The following is a 15,201-nucleotide window of genomic DNA, read 5'->3' as shown; positions in this document are numbered from 1 at the left end:
GGGGCGCCGCCCTTTGCCGGCCCTGGGAAGATGGCCGGCATGCCTGATCTTGCGGGAGAACGTGTCGACTACGCGGGCGAGCAGCTGCTCGAGAGCGCGGTCCCGGCCGAGCCGTACGCGCTCTTCGACCGGTGGCTGGCCGCGGCGTTCCAGGCCAAGACCGACGGCCTGCTGCCCGAGCCGACGGCCATGGTCGTGGCTACCAGTGCCGACGGCCGGCCGAGCGCCCGGACGGTGCTGCTCAAGGAGGTCGGCCCGACCGGCTTCACGTTCTTCACCAACTACGACTCGCGCAAGGGTGCCGAGCTCGCCGCGAACGCACGCGTCGCGCTGCACTTCGGCTGGTATCCGCTGCAGCGCCAGGTGCGGGTCGAGGGCACCGCGTCGCACGTACCGCGAGCCGAGTCGGAGGCCTACTTCGCCGTCCGGCCGCGCGGCTCGCAGCTGGGGGCCTGGGCCTCGCGCCAGTCCTCCGACGTCGCCTCCCGCGAGGCGCTCAACGCCGCCTACGCCGACGTCGAGCAGCGGTTCGCCGGCGCCGACGTGCCCTGCCCCCCCCACTGGGGCGGCATCCGGGTGACGCCGACGCTCGTCGAGTTCTGGCAGGGCCAGGCCAGCCGGATGCACGACCGGCTGGCCTACGGGCTCGTCGACGACGCCTGGATCCTCACCCGCCTGGCGCCCTGACCTCCGTCGGCGGAGGAGGGGCTCAGGCAAGCTCGTTGAGGGCGATCTCGACGGCCAGGTACTGCTCGGGAAACGCCTCGAGCACCCGAAGCCGCGGGTCGGGCACCGGGTGGACGCGGGGCTGCAGCAACGGCCGCAGCGGCGCGAGCCGGGAGTCGGCCAGGACGGCGGACACCGCGCCGGCGTCGCCGCCGCCCACCAACCCGTCCAGCTCCGCGACGTAGGGCAGCAGCAGGCGGGCGGTGACGTCGGCGGTCTCGGCGTACGCCTTGGCCGCCTGGTTGCCGCGGCGTCGGGCGTAGCGCTGCTGGGACCAGCCGCCGGCCTTCGTACGTCCCTGGACGTAGGTCGAGTCGACCTTCGAGGCCACCAGGCGGGTCCCGACGAAGCGCCCGACCGCGTACCCGCCGAGCCGGACCAGGACGGCTCCGACGAGCCGGTCGCGGGCCACGTGAGCCAGCAGCGCCTCGACCGGTTCACCGGACGGCGACCACGGCAGGAACGGGACGGTCACCACGGCGACGGCTCCGTCGGTGGCGGTGAGGGTGACCGAGTCGCTGGTCAGGAAGCCTGCCACCGGTCCGTGCCGGCGGGCGAAGCCGTCCACCCACCCGACCAGCCGCTCACGCGGGACGTGCACGACGCGGTCGGCCACGGCGCTCCTCGGGCGGAAATCAGGTCCAGACGTGGACGAACCCGCGAGCGCTTCGGCCGCCTCTATCGAGACAGTCGGCCGGGGAACAACTCCGGCGCTCGCGGGTTCGGGTGTTGGCTGTGGATTAGCCGGCCGCAGGGGACCAGTGACACACAGTCAGCGCGTGCGGCTAGCTGGCCGACACCTCACATGTCCCAAAGTCACTCATTCTCTGGACCACCTCCTCTCCGTGTAGGTCGAGACTATGTCCCGGCCCAGCCGGACGCAACGGTGATTTCAGGCCAGGATGACGTCGATCCCGGCCTTGCGCAGCGTTGCGGTCATGGCCGGGTCGGCGTCGCTGTCGGTGAGCACCGCCGCGACCTCGTGGACGTGGCAGATGCGCGAGAAGCCGATCGTGCCGAGCTTGGACGAGTCGGCCACCACCACCGTCCGCTTGGCCTGGCGCACCATCACCCGGTTGATCGCGGCCTCGGCCTCGTCGTGGGTGGTGATGCCGGCGGCCGGGTCGAGGCCGGTGGCGCCGAGGAAGCAGATGTCGGGAGTCAGCTGGCTCAGGGTCTCGCTGGCCATCGCGCCCACCAGCTCATAGCTCTGGGGCCGGGCCACGCCACCGCACACCATGATCTTGATGAACGGCCGGACGGTCAGCTCGGTGGCGATGTTGATGGCGTTGGTGACCACGGTGATCCCGTGGTGCAGCGGTTCGGCGCTCGGGATCGCCCTGGCCACCTCGACCGTGGTCGTCCCGCCGTTCAACGACACTGTGCAGCCCGGCCACAGCATCGCCACGGCGGCCTGCGCGATCCGGGTCTTGGCCTCACCGTGGTTGATCGACTTGTAGCGCAGCGGCAGGTCGTAGGAGGTGGTGTTGGGCACGGCGCCGCCATGGGTCCGGCTCAGCAGCTGCTGGTCGGCCAGGTAGTCGAGGTCCCGGCGGATGGTGGCGGCAGAGACCGCGAACGTGGCCGCGGACTCCTCGACCTCGATCCGCCCCGCGCTGACCAGCAGCTCCAGCAGCGCGCTCAGGCGCTCGGCTCGTGTCATGGCGACCACCCTCTTCCGCCCCGAGCGACCCGGCCGAACCCAATGGCCATGCTATGTTCATATCTGCTCGTTTATCAGGTAAACAAGCACGAGATAGATCGTACAGGGGTTGTCGTGGGATTCTTCGTCGAGGCCGAGATCGCGTCGCAGCCATCCTGCTGGCGGCGCGCCGCCGCGCTGTCCGCCGAGGTCGGGCCGCTGCTGCGTTCACCGGGCGAACGGGTCGCCTTCGTCGGCTGCGGCACCTCCTGGTTCGTGGCCCAGGTGCTGGCGAGCTGGCGCGAGTCGGCCGGCTACGGCGAGTCCGACGCCTTCACCGCCTCCGAGCTGCCGGACCGCCGCTACGACCGGGTGGTGGCGATCACCCGCTCGGGCACCACGACCGAGGTCGTCGACCTGCTGGGCTCGCTCCGGGGGCACATTCCCACCGCCGTCGTCCTCGGCGACCTGGACACCCCCTCAGCCGGTGCCGCCGACACCGTTCTCGACCTTTCCTTCGCCGACGAGCAGTCGGTGGTGCAGACGCGTTTCGCCAGCAGCGCGTTGGCGCTCTTCCGGGCCGGGTACGGCGTCGACGTCGCTGCACTGGCCGAGGACGCCGAGCGTGCGGTGTCCGAGCCGCTGCCCCCGGAGTGGGCCGAAGCCGAGCAGGTCAGCTTCCTGGGTCGCGGCTGGACGGTCGGGCTGGCGCACGAGGCCGCGCTGAAGTTCCGCGAGACCTCCTCCTCGTGGGCCGAGTCCTACCCCGCCATGGACTACCGGCACGGCCCCGTCGCGATCGCCGCGCCCGGGCGGCTGGTCTGGATGTTCGGCGAACCGCCGGCCGGCCTGGCCGAGGAGGTGGAGGCGACCGGCGCCACCTTCGTCTGCTCCGACCGCGACCCGATGGTGCAGCTGGTGCTCGCGCAGCGCGTCGCGGTGGCGCGCGCGATCGCGTTGGGCGCCAACCCGGACCAGCCCCGGAACCTCACCCGCTCCGTCGTCCTCGCCGGCTGACGCGGCGCCCCCGGTACTGCAGGTGAGCGACTACGTCGTGGCCGTCGACCTCGGCGGCACCCTGACCAAGGTCGCCTACGCCGAGCGCGACGGCACGACGGGGCCGGCGGCCCGGCTGGAGACCCTGTCGGTGTCCGGCCAGGTGTCGGTGCCCTGGCTCGCGGACGTGCTGACCGCCGCGGTCCGGGACCGACCCCAGGGCCGCTGCCTCGGCTACGCCGTGGTGGTGCCCGGGATCATCGACGTCGCCGCCGGCGTCGTCCGCGCCGGCGCCAACGTCGGCTGGTACGACCTCCCGCTCCGCGACCGGCTGACCGCGGCGACCGGGTTGCCGGGGACGGTCGGCCACGACGTCCGCTCCGGCGGCCTCGCCGAGTGGCGCGTCGGCGCGGGCCGCGGGGTGGCCAACCTGCTCTTCCTGGCTTTGGGCACGGGCATCGCCGGGGCGATGGTGACCGACGGACGGCTGCTCGACGCGGACGGCTACGGCGGCGAGATCGGCCACACGGCGGTGACCGCGGCCGAGGGACTGGACTGCCGGTGCGGCCAGCGGGGCTGCCTGGAGACGGTGGCCTCGGCGACCGGAGTCTCTCGCACGTACGGCCGCCTCGCCGGCACCGGGGCGCCCGACGCCCAGGCCGTCGCCGACCTCGCCCGGGCCGGCGACCCGCACGGCGTCGCCGCGTACGCGCTGGCCGTCCGGGCGCTGACCGAGGCCCTGCTCGGCTACGCCACCCTGTTGGCGCCCGGGACGATCGTCGTCGGCGGCGGTCTGGCCGGGGCGTTCGACCTGGTCGGGCCGCCGGTGCAGGCTGGCCTCGCGGCCGCCATGACGTTCCAGCGCCGGCCCCTGCTGGTGCCGGCCCAGCTGGGCCCCGATGCCGGGGTGATCGGGGCCGGTCTGGTGGGGTGGGACCGGGTCCGACAGGAGGAGAACGCGTGACGGAGAGCTCTGGGGCGGCAGACCGCCTGTGGTGCGAGCGTGCGGTGCTGTCCGGCGGGGCCGCGTCCGGGGTGCTGCTGGAGGTCGCGAACGGCCGGTTCGTCACCGTCAGTCCCGCCTCGGATCCGGTCGAGGGGGTGGAACGGCTCGAGGGCTGGGTCGTACCCGGCTTCGTCGACACCCACGTCCACGGCGGGGGCGGCCACGACTACGCGACCACCGATCCGGACGAGGCTCTCGCGGCCCGCGCGTTCCACCGGCGGCACGGCACGACGACGTCCTTCGCCAGCCTGGTCACGGCCGGGCTCGACACCCTGGTGGCCCAGCTGGGCACCCTGGCGCCGCTCGTCCACCGCGGCGAGCTGGCCGGGGTGCACCTGGAGGGGCCGTTCCTCTCCCCGGCCCGGAAGGGCGCCCACGACGAGACTCTGCTGCGCACCCCGACGCCGGAGCTGGTCGACCGGCTGCTCGCGGCCGCCGACGGGACGTTGCGGATGGTCACGCTCGCGCCCGAGCTGCCCGGTGCGCTGGACGCGACCGCCCGGCTGGTCGCGGCCGGGGTGGCCGTCGCGGTCGGGCACACCGACGGCGACGAGACCGACGCCCGTCGGGCCCTGGACGCCGGCGCATCGGTGGCCACCCACCTGTTCAACGCGATGCGGCCGGTCCACCAGCGCGAACCGGGTCCGGTGCCGGTGCTGCTGGACGACGAGCGGGTGATGGTCGAGCTGATCGGCGACGGCTTCCACCTGCACCCCGACATCGTCCGGCTGGCGGTCGCCGCCGCCGGGCTGGAGGGGACGGCCCTGGTCACCGACGCGATGGTCGCCACCGGGATGCCGGACGGGGCGTACTCTCTGGGCGGCCTGGACGTGGTGGTGCGCCGCGGCGAGGCGCGGCTGGTGGAGGACGACGGAGCCCCGGGGTCGATCGCCGGCTCGACGCTGACCATGGCCGCCGGCTTCGAGTTCCTGCGCCGAACCGGCCTCAGCGTGCCCGGGGCCGCCTGGCTCGCGGCCAGCACCCCGGCTCGGCGGCACGAGCTGGACGGCGTCGGGGTGATCGAGCCCGGGGGGCAGGCCGACCTGTGCGTGGTCGACGACGCCGGCCGGCTGCAGCGGGTGCTGCAGCGGGGTGGGTGGGTGACCCGGTGACCGCCGCCGGACTGCTCGAGGTGCTCGTCCCCGCGACGGCCGCGGGTCGGGGAGTCGGCGCCTTCAACGTCTTCAGCCTCGAGCACGCCGAGGCGCTGGTGACCGGGGCCAGCCAGGCGGGCGCCGCGGTGGTCCTGCAGATCTCCCAGAACGCCGTCGGCTACCACGGCAGCCTGGCCCCGATCGCGCTCGCGACGCTGGCCCTGGCCCGGGCCGGCACCACGCCGGCCGTGGTGCACCTGGACCACGCCACTGACGTGGCGCTCGTGCGTGAGGCGGTCGCGCTCGGTTTCGGCTCGGTGATGTTCGACGGGTCGGCCCTGCCGTACGACGAGAACGTCGCCGCGACCGCGGCGGTGGTGACGCACTGCCACGCCCACGGGGTCGACGTCGAGGCCGAGCTCGGCGAGGTCGGGGGCAAGGACGGCGTGCACGCACCCGGAGCCCGGACCCGGCCGGACGAGGCTGCTGCCTTTGTCGCTGTCACCGGGGTGGACGCCCTGGCCGTGGCCGTCGGCACCTCGCACGCGATGACCGAGCGGACGACCTCGCTGGATCTCGATTTGATCATGGAAATCCGAGCCAGCGTTGACGTTCCGCTCGTCCTGCACGGCTCGTCCGGCGTTCCTGATCATGAGATCGTCCGTGCCGTCCGGGCCGGGATGACCAAGATCAACATCGCCACCCACCTCAATGTCGTCTTCACCGATCGCGTTCGGCAGCTGCTCCTCGCCCATCCGGCGCTGGTCGACAGCCGGAAGTACCTGGGGCCGGCGCGTGATGCCGTGTCCGAGGAGGTCGCCCGGCTGCTCCGGCTCCTGACTTTACAGCCGTAACCTTACGTCGTAAGGTCAGTGCTGCGGCCGTTGGTCGCGCCTCTGGAGGAGAAGACCATGCCTGTAACCCGCACCGAAACCGCCGCCGCGATGCTGACCGAGGTGGTGTTGCCAGGCGTGGTCGAGCCGTCGGGGCTGCAGCTCCGCACCCGTCCGCTGCCCGTGCCTGGTCGGGGCGAGGCGCTCGTGGCGGTCCTGGCCAGCGGCGTCTCGTTCGCCGAGCAGTCGATGCGGCGGGGCCGCTACCCCGGACAGCCCCGCTTCCCGTTCGTGCCCGGCTACGACCTGGTGGGCACCGTCGTCTCCGTCGGACCGGGCGATGACGCCCGGTGGGTCGGCCGCAGGGTCGCCGCCATGACCAAGACGGGTGGCTGGGCCAGTCACGCCCTGGTGACGACCGAGGACCTCGTTCCCGTGCCCGATGGCGTCGAGGCGGCCGCGGTGGAGACCCTGGTGGTCAACGGGCTGACGGCCTGGCGGATGCTGCACCGCACGGCGAAGGTCCGGCCGGGTCAGACGGTCCTCGTGCACGGCGCGAGTGGCGGGGTGGGGACGACGCTGGTCCAGCTCGCCGTCCGGCACGGCGTCCGGGTGATCGGCACGGCCGCCCCGCGGCACCACGACGCCCTCCGGGCCCTGGGGGCCGAGCCGGTCGACTACGCCACCGCCGGCCTGACGGAGCGGCTGCACCAGCTCGCCCCCGACGGGGTGGACGCCGTGTTCGACCACCTGGGCGGTGAGAGCCTGCGTCGCTCGTGGGACCTGCTCGCCCTGGGCGGGCGGCTGGTCTCCTACGCGATCGCCGCCGACCTCGACGCCCCCGGGTCGCTGGTCGCCACCTTCGCCGCCACCCTGGCCCGGCTGCTCGGATGGGACCTGCTGCCGAACGGTCGTCGCGCCGGCTTCTACAACGTCTGGGCCGGTCACCTCATCCGGCCGCGACGGTTCCGGGCACGGATGCGGGCGGACCTGGCCACCGTGTTCGGCCTTCTGGCCGAGGGTGCCCTCACCGCTCAGGTCGGAGCGACGCTACCGCTGGCCCGCGTGGTCGAGGCGATGCAGCTCGCCGAGTCCCACACCGTCCGCGGCAAGGTGGTGCTGGTGCCGTGACCATCGCGCCCACCCCCTCGACCCCCCCCTCAACCCGGTCCGACCCGGCCGGTGCCCGATCTCGTAACCGCCGGGGTGAGGGTGGCCTGCTGCGGCAGCCGATCCTCGACGCCGCCCTCGCACTGCTCGACGAGACGGGCGACGAGCAGGCGGTCACGCTGCGGGCGGTGGCCCGACGGGTCGGGATCTCGGCGCCCTCGATCTACGCCCACTTCGCCGACCGGCAGGCCATCCTGCTGGCCCTGGTCCGGGACGCGTTCGCCGACCTCGGCCGGGCGCTCGAGGCGGCCGACGCGGCCGCCGGGCCCGATCCGGTACGGCGGCTCCGGGCGACCTGCACCGCCTACCTCGACTTCGCGACCGGCCGGCCGCAGCGCTACCGGATGCTGTTCGGCGGTCTGTGGAACGCCGGCGACGCCGTGCACGAGGGCGCGATCACCGTCTCCGATGCCTCGCAGCTGGGCCACGAGGTGCTCGCGGTCCTGGTGGGTGCCCTCACCGACTGCGTCGCCGCCGGCCGCTCCACCAGCAGCGACCCCGCTGCGGACGCCGTGGCGATCTGGCTGGCCCTGCACGGCTTGGCCCACCAACGGGCGTTGGCCACCGCCTTTCCCTGGCCCGCCGACCTCGAGGACCGTCTGGTCGTCCCCCTGGCCCACCTCGTCGCCGACTGAGCCCGCGTCGCGGGCGGGGCGCCGGGACCCGGTCTCAGCAGGCCCAGACGGCAAAGGCCAGCACCACGACCGCGGAGGCCAGCGAGAGCGTGCCGCCCACGCGGTGCCGGGTCGGAGAGGCGGGAGCGGACCGCAGCCGCAGCGCGCCGAGGATCGTCGCCGCGACGGCCAGCCCGGCGCCGCCCCCCCAGGTCCACGCCGGCACCTGGGCCCACGGACCGTGGGCCAGCAGCAGCACCAGCCCGGACGCGGCGGTCAGGGCGGCCGCGGCGAGGCCGAGGCGGCTGCGCGTGGTCAGCGACTGGACGAGGCCGGTCAGCAGCAGGGCCAGCCCGGTCGCGGCCAGCACCAGCGGCAGACCGCTCGGCCCTTCCGGGGCGTCGGCCGCGGCCAGCGCCCCACCGGCCGGCGTGGCCGCCAGCTGGAGGGCGGGACGGTCGACCCACCGGGTGGAGCTGTTCAGCACCACCACGGCGGTCCCCGCCTGCAGGTCCACGGCCAGCATGCTGCGGTAGCCGCCGGTGCCGCCGTTGTGCCAGGTCAATGCGCGACCTTCCGTCTCGCGGGTGAACCAGGCCAGTCCGATCCGCCCGTTCGTCGCGTCGCTGACCGGGGTGAGGGCGGCCAGGCCGGGGACCCGGCGGTCGAGGACGGCCCGGGCGTAGGCGGTGACGTCCTCGGCCGTGGTCACGGTCGCGGCCCCGGCGGGGGTGAAGGCGGGGCCGTACCAGTGCGGCGCGCGCCAGCCGTTGTCGGTGTGCGGGTCGGCGGTGCCGGCCGGCAGCTGCGCGGCGTCGGTGACGAAGACGGTGTTCGTCATCCCGAGTGGCTGCAGGATCCGCGTCCGGGCCAGCGTCGGCCAGTCGACCGCGTGGGCCGCCCGCGCCTCGGCGTGACCGACCAGGGCCATCCCCAGGTTGGAGTACGCGTAGTGGCCGACGTCCTCGACCGGTGTCTTCACCGCGGCGGCAAGCAGCTGCGGCACGGTCAGCGACGCGTACGGGTTGTCGTTGCCCAGCGTCTGACCCAGCGTGGCGAGACCCATGGCGGGCGGCAGGGTGGGGAGCCCGGAGGTGTGGGTGGCCAGCTGCTGCAGCGTGGCAGCGCCGGCGCTGCTGCCGGCCAGCTCGGGCAGGTAGGTCGAGACCGGCGCGTCCAGCCGCAGTTCGCCGCGCTCGACCGCGTCGGCCAGCAGCAGACCGGTGAAGGTCTTGGTGATGGAGCCGAGCTCGAACGGGGTCTGCGGGGTGGGCGGTTCCAGCCCTTCGCTGCCCAACCCGGCGTAGCTGACCTGGCCGTCGCGGATCCGGGCCACCGACACCTGTCCGTACCCGGCGTCGGAGGCCAGCGTGGCCCGGAAGTCGGCGGCGAGCTGGGCATCACCGGTCACGACCGTCGCCAGGTGCGGTGACCGCGGTCCGACAGTCAGGCTGACCAGGGAGCCGAGGACGAGCCCGGCCATCAGCACCAGGGCCGTCAGCCCGGCGCCAGCCCGGAGGGTCCCGGTCGTCCCGGCGATCCTCATCGGGACGTGGCGGCGACGATCACGACGAGCAGGGGCACCACCCGCGGTGGCGGTACGGCCCACGACCCGCGTCCGACCGAGGCCAGCCAGCCCGCGGCCACCAGCGCCCGCAGGTGGTGGTGCAGCTGGCCGGTGGTGCCGAGCGTCTCGTCGTCGGCGAGCTCGGCGGTCGTGGCGGTGCCGGTCAGCACCCGCTGCAGCAGGTGCAGCCGGACGGGGTGCGACAGGGCGTCGAACACCCCGGCCGCGCCGTCCCACTCCGCCTCGAGGACGTTCTCCGTCGGCGATCCCCACTGCCAGGCCACCTCGCCCTTGCCGAGGTCCGCCGTGCCGCCGAAGACGATCGCGCCGGCCGGGTGACGCAGCCGGACCTCCTCGAGCAGCCAGTAGTCCTCGCCTTCGCTGCGGGGGCCGCCGACGGGAGGAACGAGCGCGGCCACGGCCCGCTCGAGTGCGGCGACGCGGTCCTCGAGGTCAGGCATGCGTCAATACTACGTAGGTACGTACTAACTATACAAGTAGCCCATCGCCTGCCACCGCATGGAGTAGGTTCCCCAGGAAGCGACGCGTCCCCCGGAGGAGCACTGTGGCTGGTTCAGGAACGAGTGGCGCGTTCGGTGCCAGGAGCACCGCCCTGGAGGTCGTCGACGGGATCGACCTCACGGGCAAGACCGCTGTCGTCACGGGTGGGGCCTCCGGGATCGGCGTCGAGACGGCGCGGGCGCTGGCCCAGGCGGGCGCCGCCGTCACGCTGGCCGTCCGCAACCTGGCGGTCGGGACCGGGGTCGCCGAGCAGATCAGCGCCGACACCCAGAACCCGGCGGTGCAGGCCCGGCCGCTCGACCTCGCCGACCTCGTCTCGGTGGCCGCGTTCGTGGCCGGCTGGGAGGGTCCCCTGCACATCCTGGTCAACAACGCCGGGGTGATGGACCTGCCGGAGCAGCGCACGGCGGCCGGGTGGGAGATGCAGTTCGCCACCAACCATCTCGGACACCTCGCCCTCGCTCTCGGACTGCACCCGGCGCTCGCCGCGGCCGGGGAGTCGCGGATCGTCTCCCTCTCCTCGAGCGGGCACCACAGGTCCCCGGTGGTCTTCGACGACCTGTTCTTCGACCGGCGTCCCTATGACCCGAAGCTCGCCTACGGACAGTCGAAGACGGCGAACGTGCTGTTCGCGGTCGAGGCCAGCCGTCGGTGGGCCGAGGACGGCATCACCAGCAACGCGGTGATGCCCGGCGGGATCTGGACCGGCCTGCAGAAGCACTGGGACGGCAGCACCCTGGCCGATCTGCAAGCCAGTGTCGGTCCGGTGGACGCCCAGGGCCAGGGCGTCAAGAGCCCGGAGCAGGGTGCGGCGACGTCGGTCCTGGTGGCCACCTCATCAGCCTTGGCCGGGATCGGCGGGCGCTACTTCGAGGACTGCCACGAGGCAGCGGTCGTCGAGGAGATCACCGACGGGATCCACGGGGTCCGCGCCTACGCCCTGGACCCCGACGCGGCGCGCCGCCTGTGGGACATCTCCGTCGGTCTGCTGTCCGCGGCCCTGCCGGACTGAGGAGCTACCTCAGCTCGGCGTAGCGGGCCAGCGCGTCCCTCCGCTCGGCGGCGTGGTCGACGATCGGCGCGGGGTAGCCGGGGGGAGGACCGCCGGGCGCCGTCCAAGGCTCGTGCAGGTACGTGAGGTCGAGGTCAGCCAGCTCGGGCACGTAACGGCGGATGTAGCTGCCGTCCGGGTCGAACTTCTCCGACTGCAGCACCGGGTTGAAGACCCGGTAGTAAGGCGCCGGGTCGTTGCCGCAGCCGGCCACCCACTGCCAGTTCAGCTGGTTCTGGGCGATGTCGCCGTCACGCAGGTGCCGCATGTAGATGTCGGCGCCGTGCCACCAGCCCAGGTGCAGGTCCTTGACCAGGAACGAGCCGGTGACCAGCCGCAGCCGGTTGTGCATCCAGCCCTCGGCGATCATCTGCCGCATCCCCGCGTCCACCAGCGGGTAGCCCGTCCGGCCCTGCTCCCACGCCGCCAGCCGGTCGGCGGCGACGCTGCCCGGTACCGGCTCGTCGGTCCGCAGGTCCCGGAACTGTGGCTTGATCGGCCGGGTGACGGCGTCGGGGCGGTGCAGCAACACGTCGGCGTAGAAGTCGCGCCAGCAGACCTGGCGGGCGATCGTCGAGGCACCTTCGGAGGGGCGCGTCGCCAGGTCGGCCAGCACCGTCCGGGGGTGCAGGTGGCCCCAGCGCAGGGCGGGGGAGATGTGTGCGGTCGCGTCGGCGCCGGGGACGTTGTGCAGCTGCTTGTAGTCCGCCGGACCGCCGCTGGTCCGGTCCAGCCAGGCCTGCCAGTGGCGGCGGGCGGGCCCCTCGCCGGCCACGTCCATCAGCGCCGCGTCGGGCGCCTCGAGCTCGACCCGGTCCGGGTCGGCCAGCCAGCTGACCTGGTCGGCGGCCACGTCGGGCGCGGGACCGTGCACGCCGTGCTCCAGCCACGACCGGTGGAACGGGCTGAAGACCGAGTACGGCTGGTCGAACTGGGTCCGCAGCGTGCCCGGCGCCACCGCGTACGGCGACCCCGTGGCCCGCAGCTCGACGCCGACCTCGGCCAGCGCGGCCGAGACGCTCGCGTCCCGCCGCCGTCCGTACGGCGCGAAGTCGGCGCTGACGTGCACCGAGGACGCCGCGCTGCGCTGCACCACCCGGGGCAGCACCTCGGCGGGCCGGCCCTCGACCACGCTCAGGCCGGGGCCGCCGCCCGCGCGCAGGTCGGCGTCCAGCGCGGCCAGCGCGGCCATCAGCCAGGCGCGCCGGCCGAGACCCGCCGAGCGCAGCAGCACCGGGTCGAGGACGAAGAGGGGCAGCACCGCCGCGCCCTCGTCGGCGGCCCGGCCGAGTGCGGGGTTGTCGGCCAGACGGAGGTCGCGGCGGACCCACCAGACGGTGGGTGTCGTGGGCGAGGGCATCGTCTAATCTTGCCTCGCTCGCCGCACCTGCTCCGCGCGGGACGGGCCCGAGCAGAAAATGGGGAGAATAGGCGTCGTGAGCGACCTGATCGATACCACCGAGATGTACCTCCGCACGATCTATGAGCTCGAGGAGGAGGGCATCGTGCCCCTCCGCGCCCGGATCGCGGAACGGCTGCACCAGAGCGGGCCGACGGTGTCCCAGACCGTGGCCCGGATGGAGCGGGACGACCTGCTGCGGGTCGAGGGCGACCGGCACCTGCAGCTCACCGACGAGGGCCGCAACCGGGCGGTCCGGGTGATGCGCAAGCACCGGCTGGCCGAGCGGCTGCTGATCGACGTCATCGGGCTCGACTGGGAGAAGGTGCACGACGAGGCCTGCCGGTGGGAGCACGTGATCTCCGAGGACGTCGAACGCCGGCTGGTCGAGCTGCTGGACGCCCCTACCACCTCCCCGTACGGCAACCCGATCCCCGGGCTGGGCGAGCTCGGGGTGGCCGGGACGATGGGGGTGTTCCGCGAGGGCAACGAGCAGCTGCAGGAGGTCGTGCGGCGCGAGACCGCTCCCGTCAAGGTGGTCATCGAACGGATGAGCGAAGAGATCCAGAAGGACGTCGACATGATGGGCACGCTCCGCCAGGCGGGCATCCAGCCCGGTGCGGAGGTCAGCGTCGAGCTGGGCGGCCTGGGGGTCCGGCTGTCCGCTGACGGCTGGCCCGACTGCGAGATCGACCGTGAGGCCTCGACCCACCTCTTCGTCTCGCGCGTCTGACCCGGTCCGGTGACGGGTGCGGTCGTCGGGGCCACGGCGATGCGTGCGCTGCTCGACGGCTGCTGGTACGACGCGGTCGCCGGACTGCTGGCCGTCGGCCTCGAGCACGACGCGTCGCCTGACCTGGTCCACGCCCGTGACCTCGCGATGGCCGCCCGCCGGGTGCTCGACCTCGACGGCGAGGACTTCGGCGAGATCGCGTCGGCGTTCACCGATCCCTGGGCCCCCCGGCTGGCCGCGTCCGGGTTCCCCGCCGAGCCGCGGGACCCAGTCCGGGGTGCGCTCGGCTCGCTGGTGCCGCTGTACGAGCTGATGCTCGAGGTCCTCGACGTCCGCGCGGTCCGCCGGGAACCGGTGCAGGTGGTGGTGACGGCCCACCTGATCGGGGAGTACCTGCCCCAGCTGGCCTGGGAGTCGACGCTGGGTCACGCCGGCGACCCGCTGCGGCTGGAGGACTTCGTCGGCGGCAGCCGGTGGGGGACCGAGGACCCGGCGTGCCCGCACTCCTCGGCGCTGCGCAGCACGGCGAGGCGGGCGCTGCACGCCTGCAGTGGCGACCTCGCCGGCTACACGTCCTACCTGGACCGCTTCCACTCCCGTCAGGGCGACGCGCTCGCGGTCTGCGCGGTCAACGCCGCGACGGTCGGCCCGGGTGAGCGGCCGGACGTGGCGGACTGGTGTCCGACGCCCTGCGGGTTCGTGACGTCGCTGCCGCTGGAACAGCGCCGCGGCCTCGACGCCCGCGTCCGGCTGGCCCGGCTCTACGTCGAGTCACCCTTGGTCGCGCTGCGCCACCACGCCCCGGTCGGCCACTTCTTCGGCGTTCCCTCCACCGCGGAGATCTCCGAGGCCTGGTTGTTGACCTGGGAGAAGCTGTCCGCGCCGTGGTCCGACGGCGCCAACCCCCTGGCCGAGCCGCTCGCCCGGGCGGCCGGCCACGAGGCCCTGCCCGGGATGTCCGCGCTGGTGTCCGCGGTGGCCGGACGTCCGGTCGTTCCCGGGCGGTTGCTGCACGACATCGCCGACGATGTGGCTCGCGCGCTGGCGGGAACGGACCGCGAGGTGCTGGCGTGAGCGAGGACAAGCTGCTGGACTGGAAGGCCTTCGTCGCCGACTTCCACGCCACCCGGGCCGGGGTGGCCGAGGCCGTGCTCTCCCGCGCGCTCGCCGACGACCACACGCCGTACCGCTGGCTGGCCCGAGCGGTGTCGGCGGACGCGCGGCTGGTGGTCGACCTGGCCTCAGGCTCCGGCGGGGTGTCCCGGGAGCTGGCGCAGCCCGGGCGCACGGTGGTCGGGCTCGACCTGAGCAGCGACGAGCTGGCCCTGGCCGCCGAGCGCGGTCCCGGCCCGTGGCTGCAGGCCGACGCGCTCCGGTTGCCGTTCCGCGACGGGTCGGTCGACGTGGTTACCAGCTCGATGGGGCTGGTGGTGGTGACGCCGCTGCACGAGCTGCTGGCCGAGATCGCCCGGGTGCTGCGTCCCGGCGGGGTGCTCGCGGCGATCGCGCCCGCGGTCCGACCGCTGCGCCCGGCCGACCTGCGGGTCCTGACCAGGATCGGTGGCCGGCTGCGGGCCAGTCCCCAGTTCCCCGGCCCGGTCGAGCTGGCCGGCTTTCGGCGGACCCTCGGGGACGCCGGTCTCACCCGTGTCGAGGACAAGCGCGAGCGCTATCACTTCACTGTCCGTAGCCGCGAGGACGCGTCGTTGATGCTCTCCTCGCTCTACCTGCCCGGCACCCGCCGGTCGCGGGTGGAGGCAGCGGTGGAGTACCTCGAAGACCGGCTGAGCCGGCACGAGAGCGTCGACGTGGCCATCCCGATGCGCCGGCTGGTGGCGATCAAGTAGC

The 15,201-nt window shown here is 73.7% G+C and carries 16 protein-coding genes; 11 read left to right on the top strand and 5 right to left on the bottom strand.

The window, feature by feature from the left end:
- The first annotated feature begins 39 nt into the window (after positions 1 to 39).
- Positions 40 to 687: a pyridoxamine 5'-phosphate oxidase gene (gene pdxH, locus ACFE7W_RS04030; RefSeq protein WP_375423468.1), complete on the top strand. Its 648-nt coding sequence runs from the start codon at positions 40 to 42 to the stop codon at positions 685 to 687.
- A 22-nt stretch (positions 688 to 709) separates the two neighbouring features.
- Here the strand turns inward: pdxH and ACFE7W_RS04025 are convergent, their stop codons facing one another.
- Positions 710 to 1,342: an acVLRF1 family peptidyl-tRNA hydrolase gene (locus ACFE7W_RS04025; RefSeq protein ID WP_375423467.1), complete on the bottom strand. Its 633-nt coding sequence runs from the start codon at positions 1,340 to 1,342 to the stop codon at positions 710 to 712.
- 276 nt (positions 1,343 to 1,618) lie between these two features.
- Complete coding sequence (locus ACFE7W_RS04020) at positions 1,619 to 2,389, bottom strand: DeoR/GlpR family DNA-binding transcription regulator (RefSeq protein ID WP_375423466.1); 771 nt, start codon at positions 2,387 to 2,389, stop codon at positions 1,619 to 1,621.
- 114 nt (positions 2,390 to 2,503) lie between these two features.
- Here ACFE7W_RS04020 and ACFE7W_RS04015 point away from each other — a divergent pair, with 114 nt between their 5' ends.
- Genes ACFE7W_RS04015 through ACFE7W_RS03990 form a run of 6 tightly spaced genes read left to right on the top strand, consistent with a single transcriptional unit; the run spans position 2,504 to position 8,102 of the window.
- Complete coding sequence (locus tag ACFE7W_RS04015; RefSeq protein ID WP_375423465.1) at positions 2,504 to 3,385, top strand: SIS domain-containing protein; 882 nt, start codon at positions 2,504 to 2,506, stop codon at positions 3,383 to 3,385.
- A gap of 22 nt (positions 3,386 to 3,407) precedes the next feature.
- Complete coding sequence (locus tag ACFE7W_RS04010) at positions 3,408 to 4,328, top strand: ROK family protein (protein WP_375423464.1); 921 nt, start codon at positions 3,408 to 3,410, stop codon at positions 4,326 to 4,328.
- On the top strand, positions 4,325 to 5,482 hold the full coding sequence (locus ACFE7W_RS04005) for an N-acetylglucosamine-6-phosphate deacetylase (RefSeq protein WP_375423463.1): 1,158 nt from the start codon (positions 4,325 to 4,327) through the stop codon (positions 5,480 to 5,482). The genes ACFE7W_RS04010 and ACFE7W_RS04005 overlap by 4 nt, the downstream gene beginning before the upstream one ends.
- Positions 5,479 to 6,318: a ketose-bisphosphate aldolase gene (locus tag ACFE7W_RS04000; protein ID WP_375423462.1), complete on the top strand. Its 840-nt coding sequence runs from the start codon at positions 5,479 to 5,481 to the stop codon at positions 6,316 to 6,318. The genes ACFE7W_RS04005 and ACFE7W_RS04000 overlap by 4 nt, the downstream gene beginning before the upstream one ends.
- A gap of 57 nt (positions 6,319 to 6,375) precedes the next feature.
- Positions 6,376 to 7,428 (top strand): medium chain dehydrogenase/reductase family protein, encoded by a 1,053-nt coding sequence (locus tag ACFE7W_RS03995; protein ID WP_375423461.1) that lies wholly within the window; start codon positions 6,376 to 6,378, stop codon positions 7,426 to 7,428.
- Positions 7,425 to 8,102, top strand: coding sequence for a TetR/AcrR family transcriptional regulator (locus ACFE7W_RS03990; RefSeq protein ID WP_375423460.1), 678 nt, complete (start codon positions 7,425 to 7,427; stop codon positions 8,100 to 8,102). The genes ACFE7W_RS03995 and ACFE7W_RS03990 overlap by 4 nt, the downstream gene beginning before the upstream one ends.
- A 34-nt stretch (positions 8,103 to 8,136) precedes the next feature.
- On the opposite strand, the gene ACFE7W_RS03985 is transcribed toward ACFE7W_RS03990, so the two are convergent.
- A complete protein-coding gene (locus tag ACFE7W_RS03985; protein WP_375423459.1) occupies positions 8,137 to 9,627 on the bottom strand; it encodes a serine hydrolase domain-containing protein in 1,491 nt (496 codons plus the stop codon).
- Positions 9,624 to 10,109 carry an ArsR/SmtB family transcription factor gene (locus tag ACFE7W_RS03980; RefSeq protein WP_375423458.1) on the bottom strand — a complete coding sequence of 162 codons (486 nt, stop codon included), beginning with the start codon at positions 10,107 to 10,109 and terminating at the stop codon, positions 9,624 to 9,626. Before ACFE7W_RS03980 ends, ACFE7W_RS03985 begins: the two co-directional genes overlap by 4 nt.
- Before the next feature lie 104 nt (positions 10,110 to 10,213).
- On the opposite strand from ACFE7W_RS03980, the gene ACFE7W_RS03975 reads away from it, so the two are divergent.
- Positions 10,214 to 11,182, top strand: coding sequence for an SDR family NAD(P)-dependent oxidoreductase (locus tag ACFE7W_RS03975; RefSeq protein WP_375423457.1), 969 nt, complete (start codon positions 10,214 to 10,216; stop codon positions 11,180 to 11,182).
- Between the two features lie 4 nt (positions 11,183 to 11,186).
- On the opposite strand, the gene ACFE7W_RS03970 is transcribed toward ACFE7W_RS03975, so the two are convergent.
- A complete protein-coding gene (locus ACFE7W_RS03970) occupies positions 11,187 to 12,581 on the bottom strand; it encodes a cryptochrome/photolyase family protein (RefSeq protein WP_375423456.1) in 1,395 nt (464 codons plus the stop codon).
- Positions 12,582 to 12,657: 76 nt separating this feature from the next.
- On the opposite strand from ACFE7W_RS03970, the gene ACFE7W_RS03965 reads away from it, so the two are divergent.
- Genes ACFE7W_RS03965 through ACFE7W_RS03955 form a run of 3 tightly spaced genes read left to right on the top strand, consistent with a single transcriptional unit; the run spans position 12,658 to position 15,200 of the window.
- A complete protein-coding gene (locus ACFE7W_RS03965) occupies positions 12,658 to 13,353 on the top strand; it encodes an iron dependent repressor, metal binding and dimerization domain protein (RefSeq protein WP_375423455.1) in 696 nt (231 codons plus the stop codon).
- Positions 13,354 to 13,392: 39 nt separating this feature from the next.
- Positions 13,393 to 14,427: a hypothetical protein gene (locus tag ACFE7W_RS03960; protein ID WP_375423545.1), complete on the top strand. Its 1,035-nt coding sequence runs from the start codon at positions 13,393 to 13,395 to the stop codon at positions 14,425 to 14,427.
- Positions 14,424 to 15,200: a class I SAM-dependent methyltransferase gene (locus ACFE7W_RS03955; protein ID WP_375423454.1), complete on the top strand. Its 777-nt coding sequence runs from the start codon at positions 14,424 to 14,426 to the stop codon at positions 15,198 to 15,200. Before ACFE7W_RS03960 ends, ACFE7W_RS03955 begins: the two co-directional genes overlap by 4 nt.
- The last annotated feature ends 1 nt before the right edge of the window (position 15,201 follow it).

The organism is uncultured Friedmanniella sp. (assembly GCF_964244285.1).
Taxonomy (GTDB): domain Bacteria; phylum Actinomycetota; class Actinomycetes; order Propionibacteriales; family Propionibacteriaceae; genus Microlunatus.
Note: the sequence above shows the minus strand (reverse complement) of the source record. Positions and strands in the feature narration are given on the sequence as shown.